This window comes from Corynebacterium aurimucosum (assembly GCF_030408555.1).
Lineage (GTDB): Bacteria > Actinomycetota > Actinomycetes > Mycobacteriales > Mycobacteriaceae > Corynebacterium > Corynebacterium aurimucosum.
The window spans coordinates 2,534,475-2,555,037 of record NZ_CP047048.1 but is presented as its reverse complement, the minus strand read 5'-3'; the positions used below and the strand labels follow the sequence as shown (position 1 = coordinate 2,555,037).

15 protein-coding genes and 2 pseudogenes are annotated in these 20,563 nt (G+C 62.0%); 16 read left to right on the top strand and 1 reads right to left on the bottom strand.

The features are described 5' to 3' along the window. The first annotated feature begins 10 nt into the window (after positions 1–10). The 3 genes from glpK to CAURIM_RS11985 all read left to right on the top strand — a co-directional run bounded on the left by glpK (position 11) and on the right by CAURIM_RS11985 (position 3,827). Positions 11–1,558, top strand: coding sequence for a glycerol kinase GlpK (gene glpK / locus CAURIM_RS11995; RefSeq protein WP_070443266.1), 1,548 nt, complete (start codon positions 11–13; stop codon positions 1,556–1,558). Between the two features lie 200 nt (positions 1,559–1,758). Beyond that, a complete protein-coding gene (locus tag CAURIM_RS11990; protein ID WP_070443268.1) occupies positions 1,759–2,604 on the top strand; it encodes a Cof-type HAD-IIB family hydrolase in 846 nt (281 codons plus the stop codon). A 122-nt stretch (positions 2,605–2,726) separates the two neighbouring features. Next, entirely contained in the window at positions 2,727–3,827 is a 1,101-nt protein-coding gene (locus tag CAURIM_RS11985; RefSeq protein WP_070443270.1) for an HNH endonuclease signature motif containing protein, read from the top strand. A 100-nt stretch (positions 3,828–3,927) separates the two neighbouring features. Here CAURIM_RS11985 and CAURIM_RS11980 read toward each other — a convergent pair whose 3' ends face one another. Beyond that, entirely contained in the window at positions 3,928–5,868 is a 1,941-nt protein-coding gene (locus CAURIM_RS11980; RefSeq protein WP_070717554.1) for an N-acetylmuramoyl-L-alanine amidase, read from the bottom strand. 170 nt (positions 5,869–6,038) lie between these two features. Between CAURIM_RS11980 and glf the strand changes: the two genes are divergently transcribed. The 13 genes and pseudogenes from glf (at position 6,039) to CAURIM_RS11915 (ending at position 20,463) form a co-directional block, all read left to right on the top strand. Continuing rightward, complete coding sequence (gene glf / locus CAURIM_RS11975; protein ID WP_201828982.1) at positions 6,039–7,235, top strand: UDP-galactopyranose mutase; 1,197 nt, start codon at positions 6,039–6,041, stop codon at positions 7,233–7,235. A gap of 64 nt (positions 7,236–7,299) precedes the next feature. Then, positions 7,300–7,497, top strand: coding sequence for a hypothetical protein (locus tag CAURIM_RS11970; RefSeq protein ID WP_070443276.1), 198 nt, complete (start codon positions 7,300–7,302; stop codon positions 7,495–7,497). Positions 7,498–7,586: 89 nt separating this feature from the next. Further along, positions 7,587–8,195: a three-helix bundle dimerization domain-containing protein gene (locus tag CAURIM_RS11965; protein ID WP_201828983.1), complete on the top strand. Its 609-nt coding sequence runs from the start codon at positions 7,587–7,589 to the stop codon at positions 8,193–8,195. A 147-nt stretch (positions 8,196–8,342) separates the two neighbouring features. Beyond that, positions 8,343–8,792, top strand: a pseudogene (locus CAURIM_RS12935) (helix-turn-helix domain-containing protein); the annotation flags it as partial. A 19-nt stretch (positions 8,793–8,811) separates the two neighbouring features. Beyond that, a pseudogene (locus tag CAURIM_RS11955) lies at positions 8,812–10,031 on the top strand (IS30 family transposase). 271 nt (positions 10,032–10,302) lie between these two features. Further along, the gene (locus CAURIM_RS11950) at positions 10,303–12,255 is read left to right on the top strand and encodes a glycosyltransferase (protein ID WP_201828984.1); all 1,953 of its coding nucleotides are present in this window, start codon (positions 10,303–10,305) and stop codon (positions 12,253–12,255) included. Continuing rightward, a complete protein-coding gene (locus CAURIM_RS11945; RefSeq protein WP_070730794.1) occupies positions 12,245–12,772 on the top strand; it encodes a phosphatase PAP2 family protein in 528 nt (175 codons plus the stop codon). The genes CAURIM_RS11950 and CAURIM_RS11945 overlap by 11 nt, the downstream gene beginning before the upstream one ends. Further along, entirely contained in the window at positions 12,769–13,776 is a 1,008-nt protein-coding gene (locus CAURIM_RS11940; RefSeq protein WP_201828985.1) for a decaprenyl-phosphate phosphoribosyltransferase, read from the top strand. Before CAURIM_RS11945 ends, CAURIM_RS11940 begins: the two co-directional genes overlap by 4 nt. A 48-nt stretch (positions 13,777–13,824) precedes the next feature. Further along, on the top strand, positions 13,825–15,570 hold the full coding sequence (locus tag CAURIM_RS11935; RefSeq protein ID WP_201828986.1) for an arabinofuranosyltransferase AftB family protein: 1,746 nt from the start codon (positions 13,825–13,827) through the stop codon (positions 15,568–15,570). Positions 15,571–15,714: 144 nt separating this feature from the next. Continuing rightward, entirely contained in the window at positions 15,715–16,746 is a 1,032-nt protein-coding gene (locus tag CAURIM_RS11930; protein WP_201828987.1) for an alpha/beta hydrolase, read from the top strand. A gap of 301 nt (positions 16,747–17,047) precedes the next feature. Beyond that, entirely contained in the window at positions 17,048–18,961 is a 1,914-nt protein-coding gene (locus tag CAURIM_RS11925; RefSeq protein WP_371325727.1) for an alpha/beta hydrolase-fold protein, read from the top strand. Positions 18,962–18,969: 8 nt separating this feature from the next. Beyond that, the gene (locus CAURIM_RS11920) at positions 18,970–19,476 is read left to right on the top strand and encodes a hypothetical protein (protein WP_070443293.1); all 507 of its coding nucleotides are present in this window, start codon (positions 18,970–18,972) and stop codon (positions 19,474–19,476) included. Between the two features lie 54 nt (positions 19,477–19,530). Next, on the top strand, positions 19,531–20,463 hold the full coding sequence (locus tag CAURIM_RS11915) for a cutinase family protein (protein ID WP_201828988.1): 933 nt from the start codon (positions 19,531–19,533) through the stop codon (positions 20,461–20,463). The last annotated feature ends 100 nt before the right edge of the window (positions 20,464–20,563 follow it).

Below are 20,563 nucleotides of genomic sequence, written 5' to 3'. Positions count from 1 at the left end.
GGAGAAAGTTATGTCCACCAAGAGCTACGTTGCAGCGATTGACCAGGGTACGACCTCCACGCGTTGCATCATTTTCAACCACGACGGAGAGCAGGTGTCCGTCGGCCAGCTCGAGCACGAGCAGATTTTCCCAGAGAAGGGCTGGGTCGAGCATGACCCAGAGGAAATCTGGAGCAATACCCGCCGCGCGGTGGGTGAGGCCTTGGCCAACGGCGACATCAACGTTGAAGACATCGCCGCTTTGGGTATCACCAACCAGCGTGAGACCACCGTTGTGTGGGACAAGAACACCGGCAAGCCGGTCTACAACGCCATCGTGTGGCAGGACACCCGAACCACCGACATTTGTAAGGAACTCGCCGGCGACGACGGTGCGGACAAGTGGCGTCGTCGCACCGGCCTCATCATCAATTCCTACCCTGCCGGCCCGAAGGTGAAGTGGATCCTCGATAACGTGGAGGGCGCCCGCGAGCGCGCTGAGGCTGGCGAGCTGCTCTTCGGCACCATCGATACCTGGTTGCTGTGGAACCTCACCGGTGGCGCCGACGGCGACAACGGCCAAGAGGCCCTGCACGCGACCGATGTCACCAATGCCTCCCGTACCCTCCTCATGGACATCGAGAAGCTCGAGTGGGATGAGGAACTGTGCAAGGAGATGGGTATCCCGACCTCCATGCTCCCGGAGATCCGTCCGTCCCTGGGCGACTTCCGCACTGTCCGCGAGCGTGGCTCGCTGTCCGGTGTGCCGATTCGCGCCATCCTGGGTGACCAGCAGGCCGCCATGTTTGGCCAGGGCTGCTTCCGCCCGGGTTCTGCCAAGAACACTTACGGCACCGGTCTGTTCCTCCTGCTCAACACCGGTACCACGCCGAAGTTCTCCGATAACGGCCTGCTCACCACCGTGTGCTTCCAGCGCGAGGGCGAGCGCCCAGTCTATGCGCTCGAGGGTTCCGTCTCCATGGGTGGTTCCCTGGTGCAGTGGCTGCGCGATAACCTGCAACTTATCCCGAACTCCGCGTCCATTGAGAACCTGGCCCGCGAGGTCAAGGACAACGGCGGCGTCTACATCGTGCCGGCCTTCTCCGGCCTCTTCGCTCCGTACTGGCGCCCGGACGCTCGTGGTGTCATCGTGGGCTTGACCCGCTACGCCAACCGCAAGCACTTGGCCCGCGCGGTCCTGGAATCCACCGCGTACCAGACCCGTGACGTCGCTGACGCCATGGTTGCTGATTCCGGCGTGGAGATCACCGAGCTGCGCGTCGACGGCGGCATGACCATGAACGAGCTGCTCATGCAGTTCCAGGCGGACATGCTCGGCGTGGAGGTGCACCGCCCGAAGAACGTGGAGACTACCGCCACCGGTGCGGCCTTTGCCGCCGGCTTGGACTCGGGCTTCTGGGATGACCTCAGCGTGCTGGGCTCCCAGCAGGGAGACTTCAAGGTCTGGAAGCCACAGCGCGAGAAGGACGAGGTAGACGCTCTCTACCGCGACTGGAAGCGCGCCATCAAGCGTTCCCTGAACTGGGAAGACGTCGACGATGACGACGTTATCGCCTAAGAGCTAACCAGGAGTCGTTGCACGAAGACGCGGCCGTCACGAGCATTCTCGTTGCGGCCGCTTTCGTCGTTTTAGAAGTCGCCGAGTGCGGCTGGACGCAACGCGGTGGTGGAGCTCCTGCGTGACAGTCGGACGGTGTGGTGGCTGACCACGTTGCGGGCACGCCATTGAGCGTGTCGCCCTGACGTAGACTCGGGGCTATGGCCAGTGACGTATTTTCGGACCGCGCTCCGCGCCTCATCATTAGTGATATCGACGGCACCTTATTGGACCGGAACCACCGGGTGCCCAGGCGAAACCGCGAAGCAGTGGCCCGCGCGGTTGCAGCGGGCAGCGAGTTCGCGCTGGCAACTGGCCGGCCCTTCCGCTGGATCATGCCTGTGCTGGACCAGCTGACCGTGCGCCCAGTGTGCGTGACATCAAATGGCGCGGTGATTTATGACTCAGCGGAAGACCGCGTGCTCTCCGCCCACGGACTCTCGCCGGAGGCCCTCGCGGAAACCGTAGAGGTAGCCACCAAGGTACTCGAGCCCCATGGCGGCGTTGGCTTTGGTGCGGAACGTGCGGGCGGCTCGGTTTTGGATCCGGTTGAGGAACTCTTCGTGGTTGAGTCGCACTATTCGGAAAACGCGCTCTTCGAAGGCTTTGGGCTGGTTAGCGTGGGGGAGTTGGTGTCCCGGCCGGCGGTGAAGCTGTTGATTCGCAACACCGCATTCTCCGCGCCGGAGCTCTACAGCCTCATCGCTCCCCACATCGATTCCGAGCTTGCCCACGTGACTTACTCAATGTCCGAGGGCATCCTCGAGGTGGCGGCCCCCAACGTGACGAAGCAGCGCGGAATTAAGTGGTTGGCTGAGCACCACGGTATCGCCCGCGAAGACATCATCGCCTTTGGCGATATGCCCAACGATATCGAGATGCTCGAGTGGGCTGGGTGCGGTGTTGCCATGGAGAACGCACACCCGGATGTCGTGGCGGCCGCAGATACTGTGACGTTAGCGCACCACCAAGCAGGTGTGGCAAAGGTCCTTGAGCGTTGGTTCTAGCGCTGCTGTACCCCGCCGCGCTGTAGCCGTGAAACCCCGCGCTACCTGCTCTATTTGTGGCGGAACCTGAGAGTTTTTGCCTCCGGTTGCGGGGTGGGTGGTGGTGTTTTAGTCTTTGTCGCATGGGGGATTTGGAGACTTATTTCTCCTACCGCAGTTCGGGGTTGGAGCTTGTGGGGCTTGCGGTGGGCAGTGTGGATGATTTACGCGCGCGTGGTGCATCAAAGGCTGATGCTGCGGAGTTGGCTGGGTTGCATGGGGTGTATTTCGGGCCGACGCGTTTTACGGGCAAGCAGCGCCAAGCGCGTGCGGCTGCTGCTTCTCACAGGCATGATGTGGCGACGTTGAGTTTGATCGAGTCCTATACCGCCAAGGTGAAAAAAGAGTTGGATGCGTGGAATCTGCGTGTCCGCTTGGCGGGGACCCCAGCACACCGTATCCCGAAGGTGGCAAACGAACGGTTGAAGCAGTTGCGGCCGCGGCGGGTGCCGGAGGTCGGGGTGCGTCTGACGTATCGGAAGGTGGGGCCGCATTCGTTGACGATTACTGATTCAGCCTTGCGCATTAGTGAGATGCGCGGGACTTTGGAGTCGATTAATCGGGCTGATTTGTTGGATGCGGTAGGCCAGGTGTTCTTTGATAAGGCACACGGGGGCACTAAGCCTGCGGTGGCTACCAATGTGGTGGTGACCTTGGATGAGTTTGATCGGATTGTGCGAGGTGAGGGTGATGATATTGAGCTTGAACTCACCAATGGCGGGCGGATGACTGGCCGGGAGTTTGTCACTTATAAGTTTGCTGAGGTTGGGTATGTCACGTTGGTGCATCCGACGATTGGGCCGGTGTGGTTGCACAGGGTGCGGCGTTTGGCGGGGTTTGAGCAGCGGATTATGGCCAGTGCGGAGCATCCGACGTGTGCGCGTGAAGGGTGCAATAAGCCGGCTGACTATTGCCAGGTGCATCATTTGGTGCCGTGGAAAGCTGGTGGGACCACGGATCCACCGAATTTGACGATGTTGTGTGCCTATCACAATGGCATCAATGATGATGATCCGGATAAGCCGACTGGTGCTGGCTATGTCTTCCGGTTGCGGGGTGGGGTGGATTATGTGCCACCCTGGGCGGATCCGATTACGTCCCAGCCAGCGTACAAGGCAGCGCAAGCAGCATTGAAGCAGCAGGCTAACGGGGACTTATTCGACGCAGTACCGCCGGATACCTAAACCCCAATCCCAAACACACGCTGAAGCGGAAGCCACCAGGTGGCTCCCGCGACATCGGCGACCCCCCACAGAGCTGCACGCGCACACGGTGCGGCTGGGATTAGTCCGTGAAGACCTGAATCTGCTCAGTCTCCGGGTTGTAGACAATGGATCCGCCCTGGAACTGAACGCGGACTTCCTTGCCGAGGCCGGTGGGGACTTCGTCGGACGTCGGCAAGCCGAGCGTTGCCGAGTTGTTGCCGGAGGCCCATTCCTTTGCGATACGTCCCACCAGCGCGTGCGTACCGGTGTCTTCGGAACTGAGCACGATGCCGTTTTGGAAGAGCTGGTAGATGATGCCTGCCGACTCATCCGGACCGCCAACTGCCAGACCAAGTGCTGGGCCGAAGGTATTGAGAACTGCCGTCCACGTTTGCTTCAGGCCTTCGTTCTTGCTCAGGGCCAACACCTTGGTCACGATGCCCGGGATCTGCTCCAGCGGCAGCCCATTGACCGTCTTATCCGTGTCAATCTGCTGGTCCGAGCGGGCATACATGATGGCGAAGAGCGTGCCAGCCAGGCCGACTAGTGCGGTGATGGTGCTCATCGGGATTTCAGTATCGCCCAGCGAGGACGTTGCCTCCTGTGCCGGGGCAGCCGGTGCGGGAGCAGACGGCGCGTTTCCGTTCGGCGTGGAGCCAGAGGAGTCTGGGGTAGAGGTATTTCCGCTGCCCCAGTCTGTCGACGTCGAACCAGATGCGCCCGACTTAATGGCGAGGTACTTCTTGTGCGCTGCCTGGCGGATAGTCGGCCACTGGGCAATGGTGTATTTACCCGGGCAGGCAGTGAAATGAACGTCGCTGTGACCGAAAAGGCCATAAACCGGGGCAGAGGCGCCTGCTGGGTAGCGCGAACCACCGAAGCCTTCCGAGCGAAGGGAGACGCGGGAGGTCGGATCGACACCGGAAATGGCGCCCTTCCAGCCGGCGAGGTCGGTGACAGATTCCAAGAGGGCTTCCGTCGGCTGCGCAGTCTCGTAGTTGCCGATCATGGAGATACCCCACGTGTTCTTGTTAAAACCGCCGATGTGCGCACCCTGCACAGCTTTAGCGAGACCGCCGTAGCGGCCCTCGTAGATGGTGCCGTACTTATCCACCAGCGCGTTGTATCCGATATCGCACCATCCCAGGTTCTGCGCATGGTACTTGTACGCGGCGCGCACCTGCGCGGCTGCCTGCGCGCGGGTGTAGTTATTGGAGCCCGCGGTGTGGTGCAGCGCAATGGCCTCCACACCATCATCATAGGTGGGACTCGAGCAGCGGATGCTCTCATCCGCGCCCCAGCCGGCGCGCGAAACCACGCGCGGCATGCCATCGGTCTCAGCGGTTGGCTCGATGACCTCGCCCTCCTGGGCGTTGCCGTCCATGAAGACCGCCTCGAGGCCTTCCACGTCGCTATTGGCGGGAAGCTCTTCGGCCTCAGCGACGGGGGCGATGTCGCCGACGTTGAAGGAGGCGTCGTCAAGCGCGGCGTCCTCAACGGGGGTCTCGGTGAACTCTTCGTCCAGATTCGACCCGGTTACCAGATCCACATTGTTGATGGAGACCTGCACGTCGTTGGTATCGCCCACGAAGATGAGCTCGGTGCCGTTCGTGGCGTTCGGATCATCGTTGTTGTAGGACATTGAGTCCATGTCGTACCACTCGGACCAGGACCCGTCTGGCTGCTTGGCGCGGACGAAGGCAGCGACATCGCGCGCGCCCTTCCAAGTCACGGCAAAAGAGGAGAAGGTCTCATCGCGGTGGAATTGCTTGACCGCGCGCGGGCCTTCGCCCTCGCCCTGGCCGGCGATGGCCGGGTCATCCACCACGACCGTTTCGCCAGAACCGAAGGACTCGGAGGCCGAACTTACTTCGATGGGCCCGCTGCCCGCTTCCTGGGTGTGGATAAGGGTTTGGCCGCCCACGGCTGCGGCGGCGACCACAGCGATCGAGGTGACCGTGGCGATAATCGGCGTGGACCACGTCGATTTCGCGGGAACAAGACGACGTTTGAGGTGCACTGTTACTCCCTAGGATGGTGTGCGCCACAAGGTTAAAAGGAGCGCAAAAAGTTAACTAACGGGACAGATGTTACGTCAGGTGTTGGAGTGAAAGGGGGTGTGACACGCGAGTTTTCTCGCTTGGGTGTCACCCGCCGTTCTATGCGCGTTACTGCTTTAAGCTGATGCCCATGACTGCATATGACCTCATTGTTGTTGGATCTGGATTCTTTGGCCTCACCGTGGCCGAGCGCGCAGCCTCCCAGCTGGGCAAGAAGGTGCTCATCGTCGAGCGCCGCGAGCACCTGGGCGGCAACGCCTACTCGGAGGCCGAGCCGGAGACCGGCATCGAGGTCCACAAGTACGGCGCGCACCTTTTCCACACCTCGAACAAGCGCGTGTGGGACTACTGCAACCAGTTCACCGATTTCACCGACTACCAGCACCGCGTCTTTGCTATGCATGACGGCACGGCCTACCAGTTCCCGATGGGCCTGGGCCTGATTAACCAGTTCTTTGGCCGCTACTACTCCCCGGATGAGGCGCGCCAGCTCATCAAGGAGCAGGCCGGCGAGTTCGCCGTGGATGAGGCGAAGAACCTGGAGGAGAAAGCCATCGCGCTCATTGGCCGCCCGCTCTACGAGGCCTTCATCCGCGATTACACCGCCAAGCAGTGGCAGACCGACCCGAAGGAACTGCCCGCCGGCAACATCACCCGCCTGCCGGTGCGCTATACCTTCAACAACCGCTACTTCAACGACACCTACGAGGGCCTGCCCGTCGATGGCTACGCAGCCTGGCTGGAGAAGATGGCGGAGCATGAGCTTATCGACGTTCAGCTCAACACCGACTGGTTCGACGTCCGCGAGGAGGTGCGAGAGGCGTCGCCAAACGCGCCGGTGGTCTACACCGGCCCGCTGGACCGCTACTTCGACTTCGCTGAGGGCGAGCTGGGCTGGCGCACGCTGGACTTCGACATGGAGGTGCTGGAGACCGGTGACTTCCAGGGCACCCCGGTGATGAACTACAACGACGCGGACGTGGACTACACCCGTATCCACGAGTTCCGCCACTTCCACCCGGAGCGCGCCGATAAGTACCCCAAGGACAAGACAGTCATTATGAAGGAGTACTCGCGCTTCGCGGAGAAGGGCGATGAGCCGTACTACCCGATCAACACCCCGGAGGACCGCTCCAAGCTGGAGGCCTACCGCAAGCTCGCCGCCGCTGAGGCCCGCGAGAACCAGGTCCTCTTCGGCGGCCGCCTGGGTACCTACCAGTACCTGGATATGCACATGGCCATCGCGTCTGCGCTGAGCCTGTTCGATAACAAGCTGGCCCCGTTCTGGAACGAGGGCAAGGTGCTGGAGCAGGAACGCGGCCACTAGGCTGCTCCCGGTAGTGCAGTGTGGCGCGCTATGCTGAAACACCTCGATGGAAGGAGGTGACGGCATGGCGCAGCGCAAGAAGAAGCGCGCAGACCGCAGCATGTGGAAGATGTCCCCGGAGCGGCTCGAGGAACACCTCAAGCTGCGCAGTCGCGCAACGCGCATTCCCGATAAGAAGAAGGAACAATCCAAGAAGGCCTGCCGGAACACCCGGCGGGCCTTTGGCCGTTTATGGGGAGGTTTTGCCAGCGTGCGGAACTAGACCAAAGAAAATAAAACTTGTGGACTGGCCAACAATCACTTAAGGTTAACAGTAGGTTAACAATAGGCGAACAGAAAGTGGGTTTAGAGATGACTTCCCCGAACGCCCGCCGTTTCGATACCTTGCGCCACGACTTGCACGCAGATTATGGACACGAGTACACCGCGCAGGAGATTGACTCCTTCCTCGATGCCACCATTGAGCGTCACGAAGCTGGTGCGACTTTAGAAGAATTCATTCCCGTGATGGTGGAGCGTGAGGTGCGCGAGCACTTCGGCACCCACCGCATCCACGTGCGTTTCTCCGCGGGCACCGACCACGCCCTGGCACAGGCCGCCGTGGCGCTGACGAAGAAGTACGCTGGCGAGGCCCTGCTGGTCGACGCCGCCGTAGCCCACCCCGAAAACGACCCGGACTCCCACATGGCCCACGTGCTCCAAGAGCGCGGCATGGCGGAGCACCCGGACCGCTACGTCGAGGACCTGCGTCTGGTGACCATCCCGGATTACATCGTCTACTTGGGCCGCGAGATCCCGCGCGATGAAGCCGGCAAGGACGTCAAGATCTGGGACATCGCCACCGCAGAAACCGTGGAAGAGACCCGTGAGCTGGCCGATGACCTCGGCGCCCGTGTGCTCTACATGCTCAACCGCCTGGGGATCGAGCCCATCTCGGAGGATGCGCCGGTGACGGCCTAAACCCTGAGAGCTGTGATTTGCCACTTGTCGGGTCGAGCATTCCAGTGCCATAACCATTTCCCCAGACCTAGAACCCGAAACACGCAGGTCGGCGTCGTCAAGCACTGTGGCCTAGTTGACAGCACGCTGCGTGCTGTCAAGGGGTGAATGCGCCACTTCGACCGGGAGGTAGTTGTGACGCGTTGGACTCCGAAGGATGTTAAGGATGCTGCTGTTGAGCGAGTGGCTGCGGGCGAGGCAGTTAGCCTGGTCGCGCGTGATGTCGGTGTGGGCCCTGAAACTGTTTACGGATGGTTGAGGGTAAGAGGTGTCGAACCTCCTGGCAGGCGTGCGAGTCGTCTGCGTGATCCGTTTGTCCGTGAGGCCGTTGGGTTGGTGTGTGCAGGTATGTCGATCAATCAAGCAGCACAGACTGTTGGATTATCGACTGGCGTGCTTCACAGTAGGTTAAAGAAAGCTGGTGTAATCGAAGTACGGCCTAGACGCGCCCGCTTGTCACCTGATGAACGTGTCCAGGCCGTGGAGCGAGTGCTTGCTGGTGAGAGCTGTCAGACGGTGGCTGATGCGGTCGGTGTGCATCCTTCCACGGTGTATCAGTGGATAAGGAAGCAACGGTATGCGGAATTACGCCGGCAGCGACACCGTCGAACGCCTGATGAGGCGGTGGTGTCTATGCCAGATACCGGCAAGAAGCTGGGTAAAGATACTGTTATGCCAGCACCGATGAAAGCTCAAGCCATTGATGGATTTCCTAGCGGCGTATTCGACAAACACGCCTTAGTAGGGCGTGGTCGCAGGCTTACTGTTGAAGACCGTGTTGCTATTGAAGCGGGATGTCGTGTCGGTGATTCGGCACGTGCTATCGCACAGAAAATAAATAGGCACCACAGTGTCGTCGCCCGTGAAATCACCCGTAATGGTTGGAAGATTATCGATGAGGACGGCACAGAGCAGCTGCGGTATAACGCCCACAACGCTGCTGTTTCTACTGCTGGTCGGATGGTGCGGCCAAAACTACGCAAGCTCGATGAAAGCCCAACGCTTCGGGGTGTAGTGATCGATTGCCTTGCCCGCAGGTGGTCACCTGGGCGCATTAGTGCATGGCTTGAGCATGCTTTCAGCGATGATGAAAGCATGCGTATTTCCCACGAAGCGATCTACAGTGCCTTATACATTCAAGGTAAAGGCAGCCTGCGAGCCGAGCTTGAAGAAGTCATGAAGACTAAAGACGTACTTATCCGCGGCGGCGCAACACGCAAGAGTCGTGCCCGAAACGCTGGCGTGTTAACCGGTCGCCCTTGGATCAAAGGTGCTGAGATCACCCACCGCAACCCGGAAGCTGATGACAGGGCTATCCCCGGGCACTGGGAGGGCGACCTTGTCATTGGTAAAGGCGGCAAAAGCGCACTGATTACCCTAGTAGAGCGCACCAGCCGCTACACCCTGCTTGGACACCTCCCCGATGAGCACAGTTCACAAACCGTGGTCGCAACCTTGCAGGACATGGTCAAAGACCTCAACATCGAGCAGCTAAAAACCATCACATGGGACCAAGGGGCAGAAATGGCTGTCACAGCACAGGTCCAGATCAAAGACGGCTGCCAGGTGTTTTTCTGCGACCCGCACTCACCGTGGCAGAGACCAACCAACGAGAACACCAACGGCGAGATCAGGCGCCGGTTCTACAAAAAAGGCACCGACTTTGCCACCGTCACACCCGAACATGTCGCGTGGGTACAAAATGAGCTCAACGAAACACCCCGACAAATCCTCGGCGGCGCAACCCCACGTGAAATACTTAACGAACTATTCAAGCGTGGCGCATCCACCGCTTGATTCCGCCCTGGAGGTTTCGGGTTCCAAATCTGGGGATCTGGCGCACCAGGACGTAAAGGGTTCCACCAGCCTCTGGTGTGAAACCTTTCGCCAAGGCGCATCTTTCTTGCGCAAAGCTCGGCTGAAGTGGACGTTGCAGTAGATTAAGGCGCGCGGATGTGGACAAGGAGTCATATAAGAGCAGCCGCGTGGGAACTCAGCGCAGCAGCGCTTAAGCACTAATCTTGGTTTCTGAATACTGTCGAAATCTGTGTGGAGAACCGAAGATATCGTGACTGCCAACAATTCTGCTGCGTACGAACCCGTACAGCGCATCCTGCTGCCCAAGCGTGGCGAGCCGGTCGACGTCCGCATGCTCTACCTCATCGAGTCCGAGCAAAACCGCGAGCGCCTCAGCTGGAGTGGCCGCACTTCCGTGACCATCCCGGCCGGCGAAGAGGCCTCCTTCGAGACCTACTTCAATGCGTTCCCGGCCGCCTACTGGCGCCGTTGGTCCCAGCTGAAGTCCATCGTGCTCGTGATGGACGTCGAGGGCGAAGCCAACATCTCCCTGTACCGCTCTAAGCAGGATGGCCAGCGCATCGCCGTCGCCAACCACGTGGTGACCACCGGGCACCACGAGTTCGAGCTGCCCCTGAAGAACTTCGAGGACGGCGGCCTGCTGTGGTTCGATGCCTCCGCCGTTGAGGACACCGTGCTTGCCGACGCCTCCTGGTGCGCCCCGCACGCCCCGAACCCGCAGCTCCTGCCGGACGGCAGCGAGTACCCGGCGCAGGAGAAGCGTGTTGCCGTGGGCATTCCGACCTTCAACCGCCCCACCGACGCCGTCGCGGCGCTGCAGGCGCTGGCGGAGGACCCGGTGGTGGACGGCATCATCGACTACGTCCTTATGCCGGACCAGGGCAACCAGCACCCGGCGGACGAGCCGGGCTACGACGAAGCCGTTGCGCACTTCGGTGAGCGCTTCCGCGAGTTCCGCCAGGGCAACCTGGGCGGCTCGGGTGGCTACTCCCGCATCATGTTCGAGGCGCTGGAAAACACAGACTCGCCGTACATCCTCTACATGGATGATGACATTGCCATCGAGCCGGATTCCATCCTCCGCGCAGTCCAGGCGGCGCGTTATGCCGCCAAGCCCTTCATCGTGGGCGGGCAGATGCTCAACCTGCAGGAGCGCTCCCAGCTGCGTACCACCGGTGAGCGCGTGAACCGCGCCGACTTCATGTGGGGCGCGGCCGAGCACGCCGTCTACGACCACGACTTTGCCAAGTACCCGCTGCGCGCCATCGGTGATGCCCAGTCCCACCTCGACCCGAAGAAATATGACTCCCGCGCGCTGCACCGCCGCGTCGACGTGGAATATAACGGTTGGTGGATGTGCCTCTTCCCGCGTGTGGTCGCGGAGAGCATCGGGCAGCCGCTGCCGCTGTTCATCAAGTGGGATGACACCGAGTACTCCCTGCGCGCCGCCGCCCACGGTTTCCCCACGGTGACCTGGCCGGGCGCGGCCATCTGGCATATGGCATGGGCGGATAAGGACGATGCCATCGACTGGCAGGCCTACTTCCACCTGCGCAACCGCCTCATCGTGGCGGCCCTCTACCACGAGGGTGATGCGCGCGGGATTACCAAGTCCATCTTCAAGTCCACCCTCAAGCACACCATGTGCATGGAGTACTCCACCATGGCCATCCAGCTGGAGGCCATGAAGGACTTCCTGGCCGGCCCGGATCAGCTCTTCGACATCCTGGAGTCCTCGCTGCCGCGCATCGCCGCAATCCGTAAGGAATTCCCGGACGCCGTCATTATCGATTCGGCGGACCAACTACCCGCGCCCACCGGCGCGCCGGGCGTGCCGACCCGCAATGTCGGCGGCCGCCTGGGCAAGATCAAGAAGATCCCGTGGCTCATCAAGTCCGCCAAGCACCTGGTCACCAAGGAAGACCCGGCACACCATGAAGCGCCGCAGCTCAACCTCACCCCGGAGGAGGCCCGCTGGTTCACGCTCTCCCGCGTCGATTCCGCCACCGTCTCTACCGCGGGTGGCACCGGCGTGGCCTTCCGCAAGCGCGACCGCGAGCTGGCCCTCGAGCTGGTGAAGTCCACCCGCGGGCTGCTCAAGGAAATCGAGGATAACTTCGATGACCTGCGCGCCGAGTACCGCGCGGCCCTGCCGGCGCTGACCTCCCGCGAGTCCTGGCGAAAGGTCTTCGATGCCCAATAAGCTTTCTGTCGCCGAATCCCACGTCCTCGAAAAGATTCAGGACGCGGCCTTTGATGCGCCCGGTGTTCTGCCCACCGCGCGGGGTTTAAGCCACTTCGGCGAGCACGCCCTGGGCTGGCTGGCGCTCTCCGGCTTAGGTGTCGCCGTGAATTACCAGAATCCGGCGCGTCGCCGCCAGTGGCTAGCCGTCGGCGTGGGCGCTTTCACGGCGCACGCAGCCAGCGTTGTGATCAAGCGCATTGTGCGCCGCAAGCGCCCGGACTATGACTACGTCAAAGTCGGCGTGAAAACCCCGTCTAAGCTGTCTTTTCCGTCGTCCCACGCGACGTCGACAAGCGCGTTCCTCGTGGGTGCAGCGCACGTTCTAGGAACCCCGGCACCGCTCGTTGGTGTGCCGGTCATGATGGCCTCGCGTATGGTGCTCGGGGTACATTACCCATCCGATACGGCGATCGGTGCCCTGCTGGGAGCCGCCACCGCGGAAGCATGTCACCGCTATGAAAGGAAGACCGCATGAGCGAACGACCCAACCGCGTCGACGACGGCGAACAGAGAGTCTTCCACTCTGAGCCGCACACCTCCGGCATCGATACCGGCCGCAAGCGCAAGCCGCCGAAGAACCTCGCCGATGGCATGGTGAAGGCCCTGCGCCCCAAGCAGTGGGTCAAGAACGTTTTGGTCTTGGCGGCTCCTGCGGCTGCGGGCGCGGAGTCGCTGTTTCACACGCGCGTGCTTCTCGACGTCCTCCTCGCCTTCATCGTCTTCTGCATGGGCGCGTCCTCCATCTACCTCATCAACGATGCCCGCGATGTAGAGGCTGACCGCGCGCACCCGACGAAACGCTTCCGCCCAATCGCGGCCGGCGTGCTTCCGGTGGGCCTGGCCTATGTCATGGCGGCAGTGCTCATCATCGGTTCGATTGGCCTGTCCTTCCTGGCCACGGCGGGCCTGGAGCTCGCCATCGTCATGGCCATTTACATTGGCCTGCAGCTGGGCTACTGCTTCGGGTGGAAGCACATGCCGGTGATCGATATCGCCTTGGTGTCCTCCGGCTTCATGTTGCGTACCATGGCCGGCGGTGTGGCCGCGGGCATCGTGCTGTCGCAATGGTTCCTGCTGGTTGCCGCGTTCGGCTCCCTATTCATGGCCTCGGGCAAGCGCTACTCGGAGATCCTTCTAGCGCAGCGCACGGGCGCCAAGATCCGCAAATCCCTGGAGGGCTATACGCCTACCTACCTGCGCTTCGTGTGGACCCTAGCGGCCACCGCAGTTGTCATGTCCTACTCCCTGTGGGGATTCCAGCTCTCCAACGAGTCTGATGGCCCGGCCAGCGTGTGGTACCAAATCTCCATGGTGCCGTTTACCATCGCGATTCTGCGCTATGCCGCCGACGTGGACCGCGGCAACGGCGGTGCCCCGGACGAGATTGCCTTGGAGGACCGCGTCCTCCAGATCCTGGCCCTGCTGTGGCTGGCCTGCATCGCCATGGCTGTTTACATCATGCCGGTAATGGTGGGCTAGCCAGCGCCGATCGGGAACAGGGCAAGGCAAGTGCTAAACTCTCTCCTCATGCGAAAATCCGATACACGTACCGTGGCCGCGCTCAGCGCGTTGGCCTCGGTCATCGTGATCGGAGTTTTCTCGTTTTGGGGTGGCTTCGCCCGCCGCTGGATTTCCGACGACGGCCTGATCGTCCTGCGCACGGTGCGCAACCTTGAGGAAGGAAACGGCCCCGTCTTCAACATCGGCGAGCGCGTGGAGGCCAATACCTCCACGCTGTGGCAGTACCTCATCCTGCTCGTGCGCTGGCTGACGAACGCCCCGTTGGAATCCATCGCCGTCAACCTGGGCCTCCTACTGGCAGTCGCGGCGATGGTGCTGGGGGCGTGGGCCACGGCGCGGGCCTTCTACCGATCGGGCCAGTTTTCTGCACCACTCGTGGCTCCCGCCGGCGCGCTGGTCTACCTCGCACTGCCTCCGGCCCGTGATTTCTTCACCTCCGGGCTGGAATGGGGACTGTCCATCTTCTACCTCGCCGCCCTCTGGGCGCTGCTGCAGCACTGGGCGCAATCCCGCACGAATACTAGTGCTTATTGGCTCGCGCTGTGGGCTGGTTTGGCCTGGCTCGTGCGCCCGGAGTTCGCGCTTTACGGCGGCCTTGCCGGCCTCCTGCTTTTGGCAGCGCACCGCAACTGGAAAGCCTGGCTCTGCATCCTCGGCGCGGCCCTGCCCATCCCCGCGGGTTACCAGTTCTTCCGCATGGGCTATTACGGCCTATTGACGCCGCACACGGCGGTGGCAAAGTCGGCGTCGTCAAGCGCGTGGGACAGCGGCCTGAACTACCTGCAGGATTTTATAGGGCCTTATGCCCTGTACCTGCCCGTTCTCGTGCTGGCGGGTGCGGCGCTGTGGACCTTCCGCGCCCAGCTGCGCCCGGCAGCCCTGCGCAGTTCCACCACCGTGACCTACCTGATGGTCGGGGCCGCGGCGGTGCACGTGCTGTACGTGCTGCGCGTCGGCGGTGACTTCATGCATGGCCGCATGCTGCTGCTGCCGCTCTTCGCTGCGCTCCTCCCGGTTTTCGTGATGCCGCTAAAGGAGCTGGTGTCCGCGCTTGCAGCAGTCTTCTGTGCGGTGTGGGCTGTCGTCATCGTGCTGCGCGGGCACCCGATGGACTGGGAGGCTTATGAGCAACCGCTGTCTATCGTGGACGAACGTGATTTCTGGACTTATGCCACCAACCGTGAGGCGGGCTACCCGCCGCGCTCGGCCAAAGACTACCTGGGGATGAAGTTCATGCGCGGCTACGAAGAGGCCGGCGAGAAACTGGTGGACGGAGATGCCCTGGCCACGATCTATGTGGAAGATGAGGAGAAGGACCTTCTCAATTGGCTCACCGTTCCGCGCGAGCCGGGTATGGATGAGCCGCCGACGGTGTATCTGGTGAACTTGGGCATGACGTCGATGAACGCGCCGCTCAATGTCCGTGTTCTCGACACTATCGGCTTGGCCACCCCGCTGGCGGCGCGCATGCCCCGTGAGGAAGGCGGGCGCGTGGGCCACGACAAGCACCTCGACGTGGAGTGGCAGGCTGCGCAGACGGGCGCGGACATCGAGTACCTCCCGCCGTGGTATGACAAGGACAAGACCCGCCAGGCGCGCGCCGCCCTGGCAAGTCCAGAGGTGCAAGAGCTCATCGCTTCCTACAGCGAGCCCCTAACGCGGGAGCGCTTCCTCAAAAACCTGACCTTCTCACTGACCTCGGGCCGCACCCTCATGCTCTCCGATGAGCCCAGCGATTATCCTGTCCATTAGCTTGGTGTGAGCTGGGGAGCACCCCCATGGGTAGGCGAAAATTGTCAGCGTGCGTTACGCTACGAAAGATTCCTGTTATTGATCTGTAACTATCGCTGGCGTGTTGGCGATGTACTAGTGGCAGTAAAAACGTTAAGGAGAAACATGAGTTCACTAAGCTCCGGCCTGCGGACTCGGGTCCTCTCAGTGGTGGCAGCCATCGCTGTGGCTCTGGGCCTGGTCGTGACCGCGGGTACGCAAGAAGCATCCGCCGCTCACCGTGACTGGCTGCGTGGCGACGCCACCGGCGCCTGCGAATGGGATCGCGTCGGTTACTGGGTACAGCGCTGCGACGTGTGGTCCCAGGCCATGGGCCGCAACATCCCAGTGCAGATCCAGCCCGCTAAGAACGGCGGCAACGCGGGTCTCTACCTGCTCGATGGCTTGCGCGCCACCGATTTCACCAATGCGTGGATCCATGACGTCAACGCCGCGCGCACCTACGTGGACCACAACATCACCCTGGTGATGCCGGTGGGTGGCGCTGGCTCCTTCTACGCGGACTGGAACGGTCCGGCTACCTACGATCTGGTCAAGCCGGTTAACTACCAGTGGGAGACCTTCCTGACGCAGGAGCTTCCGGCCTACCTTGAGGGCAACTTCGGCGTGGCCCGCAACAATAACTCCGTTGCCGGCCTGTCCATGGGCGCTACCGCTGCTATTACCCTCGCGGGCAAGCACCCGGAGCAGTTCCGTCAGGCGCTGTCCTACTCCGGTTACCTCACCACGACCTTGCCGGGTGCCCAGACCTTCATGCGCCTGGCGCTTCTCGACGCCGGCGGTTTTAACATCAACGCCATGTACGGGTCCATCATCAACCCGAAGCGTTTCAGCAATGACCCCTTCAACCTGATCCCGGATTTGGCTGCGAACGGAACGGATGTCTACGTCTCCGCCGCCTCCGGCATCCCGGGGCCGCTGGATCAGCAGCGCTACCGTCCGGAACACATCGCGGCCGGCGTGGCGCTGGAGGGCTTTGCCAACGGCACCACCCGCCTGTGGGAGTTGAAGGCTCGTGCCATGGGTGTTCGCTTGCAGACGAATTACCCGGCCCAGGGCCTGCACAACTGGGAGCAGTTCGGCTACCAACTCGAGCGCTCCAAGCCGCAGGTGCTTAACGTTATGAACGCCTGGTAAGTACTTACTGTCTCGCCGCCGTGCTTAAGAGCACGGCGGCTTTTTCATTGGTTTGCTGGGCGTGTCCCCCTACCGAAAGTCTCAAGTTAAACTTAAACTTGAGAACACATTAGACCGCTCACCACGCGTGCGGCGGCGAGTTCCGCAGGAGGGGAACCTGCGGAGCCCGCTCGCGGCACCGCGTGCCCTCATCTCGATTTACCCCTACAAGGACTCTTCAATGCCGAACACTGCGTCAACTCAGCCCCGCCGGTCCGCCAAGGCGTCCGGCCTGCGTTCCCCGTCCGCAGCCCGCAAGGGCCTGACCATCGCCGCACTGCCCACCGCCGTGGCAGTGGGCTTTGCGCTGCTGCCAATCGCCAACGCGCAGTCGTCCAGCTCCTCCACCGAGGGCATTACTGATCTCCTAGGCAGCTCCAACCTTTCCGATTCCTTCGCTCCCTCTAATCCGCCGCAGCGCACCCCGGTAGATACCGAATACCCGGAGATTGAGGGCCTGCCGGAGGGCGTATCTGTTTCCCGCGTTGAGTACCTGACCAACCGCCACCTCATGGTCTACATCAAGTCCGCCGCCATGCCGGACAAGGAGCAGGTCGTACAGATTCAGCTCGCGCGTGACTGGTACTCCAGCCCGGACAAGACCTTCCCGGAGGTCTGGGCGCTGGACGGCCTGCGTGCCCGCGATGACGAGTCCGGCTGGACTATCGAGACCAACATCCTGTCCCAGTACGCCGACCGCAACGTCAACCTCATCATGCCGGTGGGCGGCGAGTCCTCCTTCTACTCTGACTGGCAGAAGGAGGACAACGGCACGCACTACATGTGGGAGACCTTCCTGATGCGGGAGCTTATCCCGATTCTGGAGAAGGGCTACCGTTCCAACGGCAAGCGCGCCGTCACCGGTATCTCCATGGGTGGTACCGCCGCCATGAACCTGGCCGAGCGGAACCCGTGGGCCTTCAAGTACGTTGGCTCCTTCTCGGGCTACCTCGATACCACCACCACGGGTATGCCGGAGGCTATTACCGCTGCCCAGGCTGATGCTGGCGGATTCACCTCCACCAACATGTGGGGTGACCTCTACTCCCAGGATTGGATTGACCACGATCCGAAGCTGGGCATCGAGAACCTCAAGGACATGAAGGTCTATGTCTCCGCTGGCAACGGCAAGGATGACTACGGCCAGCTTGGTTCGGTGGCCAAGGGCAAGGCCAACATGGCCGGCGTGGGTCTAGAGGCAATCTCCCGCATGTCCACCCAGACCTTCGTTGACTACGCCAAGCGCGCCGGTGTCGAGCCGGTCGTGAAGTTCCGCCCGACCGGCGTTCACAGCTGGGAGTACTGGCAGTTCGAGATGACCGAGGCCTGGCCTTACATCGCTGATTCCCTCGGCCTGGACAAGAGTGACCGCGGCGCTGACTGCACCCCGATCGGCGCTATTGCAGAGGCCACCAAGTCCGGCATTATCGGTGACTGCGTGAACAACGAGTATGACGTTGCCGATCGCGGCAAGGCCCAGGACTTCCAGGCCGGTACCGCTTACTGGTCCCCGGAGACCGGTGCCCACGCCGTCATTGGCCGCATTGGTGCGCGCTACTCCGAGCTCGGTGGCCCGACCTCTTGGCTGGGCTTCCCGAAGACCGGCGAGGAAAAGACCCCGGACGGCCGCGGCCGTTACGTCCACTTCGAGCACGGTTCCATCTACTGGACCCCGGAGACCGGCGCTTGGCCCATCTCGAAGGACCTCTTCGATGCCTGGGGCAAGAACGGCTTCGAGGGCGGCGACCTCAAGTACCCGGTGTCCGAGCCGCGCAAGGTTGGCGAGGGCGAGGTCCAGGACTTCGAGAACGGCGTGCTGACCCGCAACCCAGATGGCTCCACCCACATCGTGCACGGTGCCATCGGCGCGAAATACAAGGAGCTGAAGGCTGCCGAGTCCGAGCTGGGCTACCCGGTGGGCGAGGAGACGGCCGTCAACGGCGGCTTCTTCCAGGAATTCGAACACGGCAACATCTACTGGTCCATGGATTCCGGCGCGCACTACATCCTCAAGGGCAAGATCTTTGATGAGTGGGGCAAGCACGGCTGGGAGCAGGGTGAGTTTGGCTGGCCCACCAAGGACTACGCCTCCATTCCGGCAGGCGGACTGACTCAGTCCTTCCAGCACGGCGTCATCCGTGAGGTCATGGGCCAGGTCCAGGCGGATAAGAAGTAGGGACTGTCATGCGTCTTTTCTCTGCCCGACCCACCGCAGCAGCTGGTGCGGCGGTGCTGCTTGCGGCCGGCACCTTGCTGAGCGCTTGCGGTTCCGCCACCGTCGACGAGGGTGATGCCACCGAAACCTCCGTGGCTCCGCTGGAGCGCTCCTCGGTGGCGAGTGGTGAATCGTCGGCAAGCAAGGCATCCGAAAGCTCTGCATCCGCCTCGGCCGAGCGAACGCCAGGCGAGGAGCCGGAAGACCGTGGTGCGCGCGAGATCTCCGAAATCCCAACGCCCGCGCCCGCGCAAGGCCCGGACCAGGACTTCCTGGCTGCAGTGGCTGAGAAAGGTGTGAACATCGACGGCGTAGAAGACCAACTGGTGGGGGCTGCGCAAGCTTCCTGCCAGGGCGATGCCGTCACCGTGCCGGCTGTGGCCGGGCAGCTCATCGAGCAGGGTCGCACGGAACTCAGCCACGAGGACGTCGTCCAGCTCATCACCGAGCAGGGCAACAAGCTCTGCGCTCAGTAATGTGGCAGGGATTTTCCAGCCAATCCCGCGCCTTGTCAAGGTAGAAATTTCTTCATGCGTAAAACACTCACCGTCCTTGCCGTCGTTGTTCTCCTAGCCGTGATTGGCGGGGGAGCGGTCCACTTTCTCAATAGCAATGAGGAAGGAGAGCAAGGGAACCTGGCGGAGCCCGCCCCCTCCCAGGAGGAGGGGGACGCGAGCCCCGAGCAACCGGACTGGTGCCCGCGCGTGGAGTTTATCTCCGCTCCGGGAACGTGGGAATCCGCTGCGGACGATGATCCCATTAACCCAGGCGCGAACCCGAACTCCTTCATGCTGTCGATTACGAATCCTCTGAAGGAGGCCTACGTCCCCGAGGACGTCAAGGTGTGGACGCTGCCGTACACCGCGCAGTTTAAGAACATCAACGCGCAGCACGAGATGAGCTACGACGATTCCCGCAACGAGGGAACCTCGCGCCTCGAGGGCGAGTTGACCTACATGTACGAGACCTGCCCGAACACGAAATTCATCCTGAGCGGCTTTTCGCAGGGTGCGGTCATCGCGGGTGATGTGGCGGACCGGATTGGCGGCGGTAACGGTCCCGTGCCCGCAGAAAGCGTGGCGGGCGTAGCTCTCATTGCGGATGGGCGGCGCCAGGATGGCGTGGGCATTAACCCGGGCGCGCACGTCGGCGGTGTGGGCGCGGAGATTGCCCTGCAGCCGGTCTCGACGTTGATTCAGGGTATCGTCCCGGGTGCCACGATGCGCGGTGAGCGCGCCAATGGCTTCGGGGCGCTGGCGGACCGCACCTTCCAAATCTGTGCGCCGAATGACTCGATTTGTGATGCCCCGCTGGATGTCAGCAACGGGCTCGAACGCGCGCGTGATCTCATCGACGCCAACGGTGTTCATGCACTGTATGCCTACAATCCGGACGTCATCGAAGGCACCACGGCCAATCAGTGGGTCACGCAGTGGGCGAAGGACACCATCGACGCGCAGTAGTGCTTGGCGACGCCCCCGCACCCCACCTCCACCGCGTGCCATGTAACGCTCGGCACATCTCTTCTGATATTTTCAATGTCAAAAGTACGTGAAGTAGGGG

What these genes read in the sequence shown, in the direction of transcription:
- glpK (WP_070443266.1), top strand. Translation starts at nt 11, where the DNA reads ATGTCCACCAAGAGCTACGTTGCAGCGATTGACCAGGGTACGACCTCC.
- CAURIM_RS11990 (WP_070443268.1), top strand. Translation starts at nt 1,759, where the DNA reads ATGGCCAGTGACGTATTTTCGGACCGCGCTCCGCGCCTCATCATTAGT.
- CAURIM_RS11985 (WP_070443270.1), top strand. Translation starts at nt 2,727, where the DNA reads ATGGGGGATTTGGAGACTTATTTCTCCTACCGCAGTTCGGGGTTGGAG.
- glf (WP_201828982.1), top strand. Translation starts at nt 6,039, where the DNA reads ATGACTGCATATGACCTCATTGTTGTTGGATCTGGATTCTTTGGCCTC.
- CAURIM_RS11970 (WP_070443276.1), top strand. Translation starts at nt 7,300, where the DNA reads ATGGCGCAGCGCAAGAAGAAGCGCGCAGACCGCAGCATGTGGAAGATG.
- CAURIM_RS11965 (WP_201828983.1), top strand. Translation starts at nt 7,587, where the DNA reads ATGACTTCCCCGAACGCCCGCCGTTTCGATACCTTGCGCCACGACTTG.
- CAURIM_RS11945 (WP_070730794.1), top strand. Translation starts at nt 12,245, where the DNA reads ATGCCCAATAAGCTTTCTGTCGCCGAATCCCACGTCCTCGAAAAGATT.
- CAURIM_RS11940 (WP_201828985.1), top strand. Translation starts at nt 12,769, where the DNA reads ATGAGCGAACGACCCAACCGCGTCGACGACGGCGAACAGAGAGTCTTC.
- CAURIM_RS11935 (WP_201828986.1), top strand. Translation starts at nt 13,825, where the DNA reads ATGCGAAAATCCGATACACGTACCGTGGCCGCGCTCAGCGCGTTGGCC.
- CAURIM_RS11930 (WP_201828987.1), top strand. Translation starts at nt 15,715, where the DNA reads ATGAGTTCACTAAGCTCCGGCCTGCGGACTCGGGTCCTCTCAGTGGTG.
- CAURIM_RS11920 (WP_070443293.1), top strand. Translation starts at nt 18,970, where the DNA reads ATGCGTCTTTTCTCTGCCCGACCCACCGCAGCAGCTGGTGCGGCGGTG.
- CAURIM_RS11915 (WP_201828988.1), top strand. Translation starts at nt 19,531, where the DNA reads ATGCGTAAAACACTCACCGTCCTTGCCGTCGTTGTTCTCCTAGCCGTG.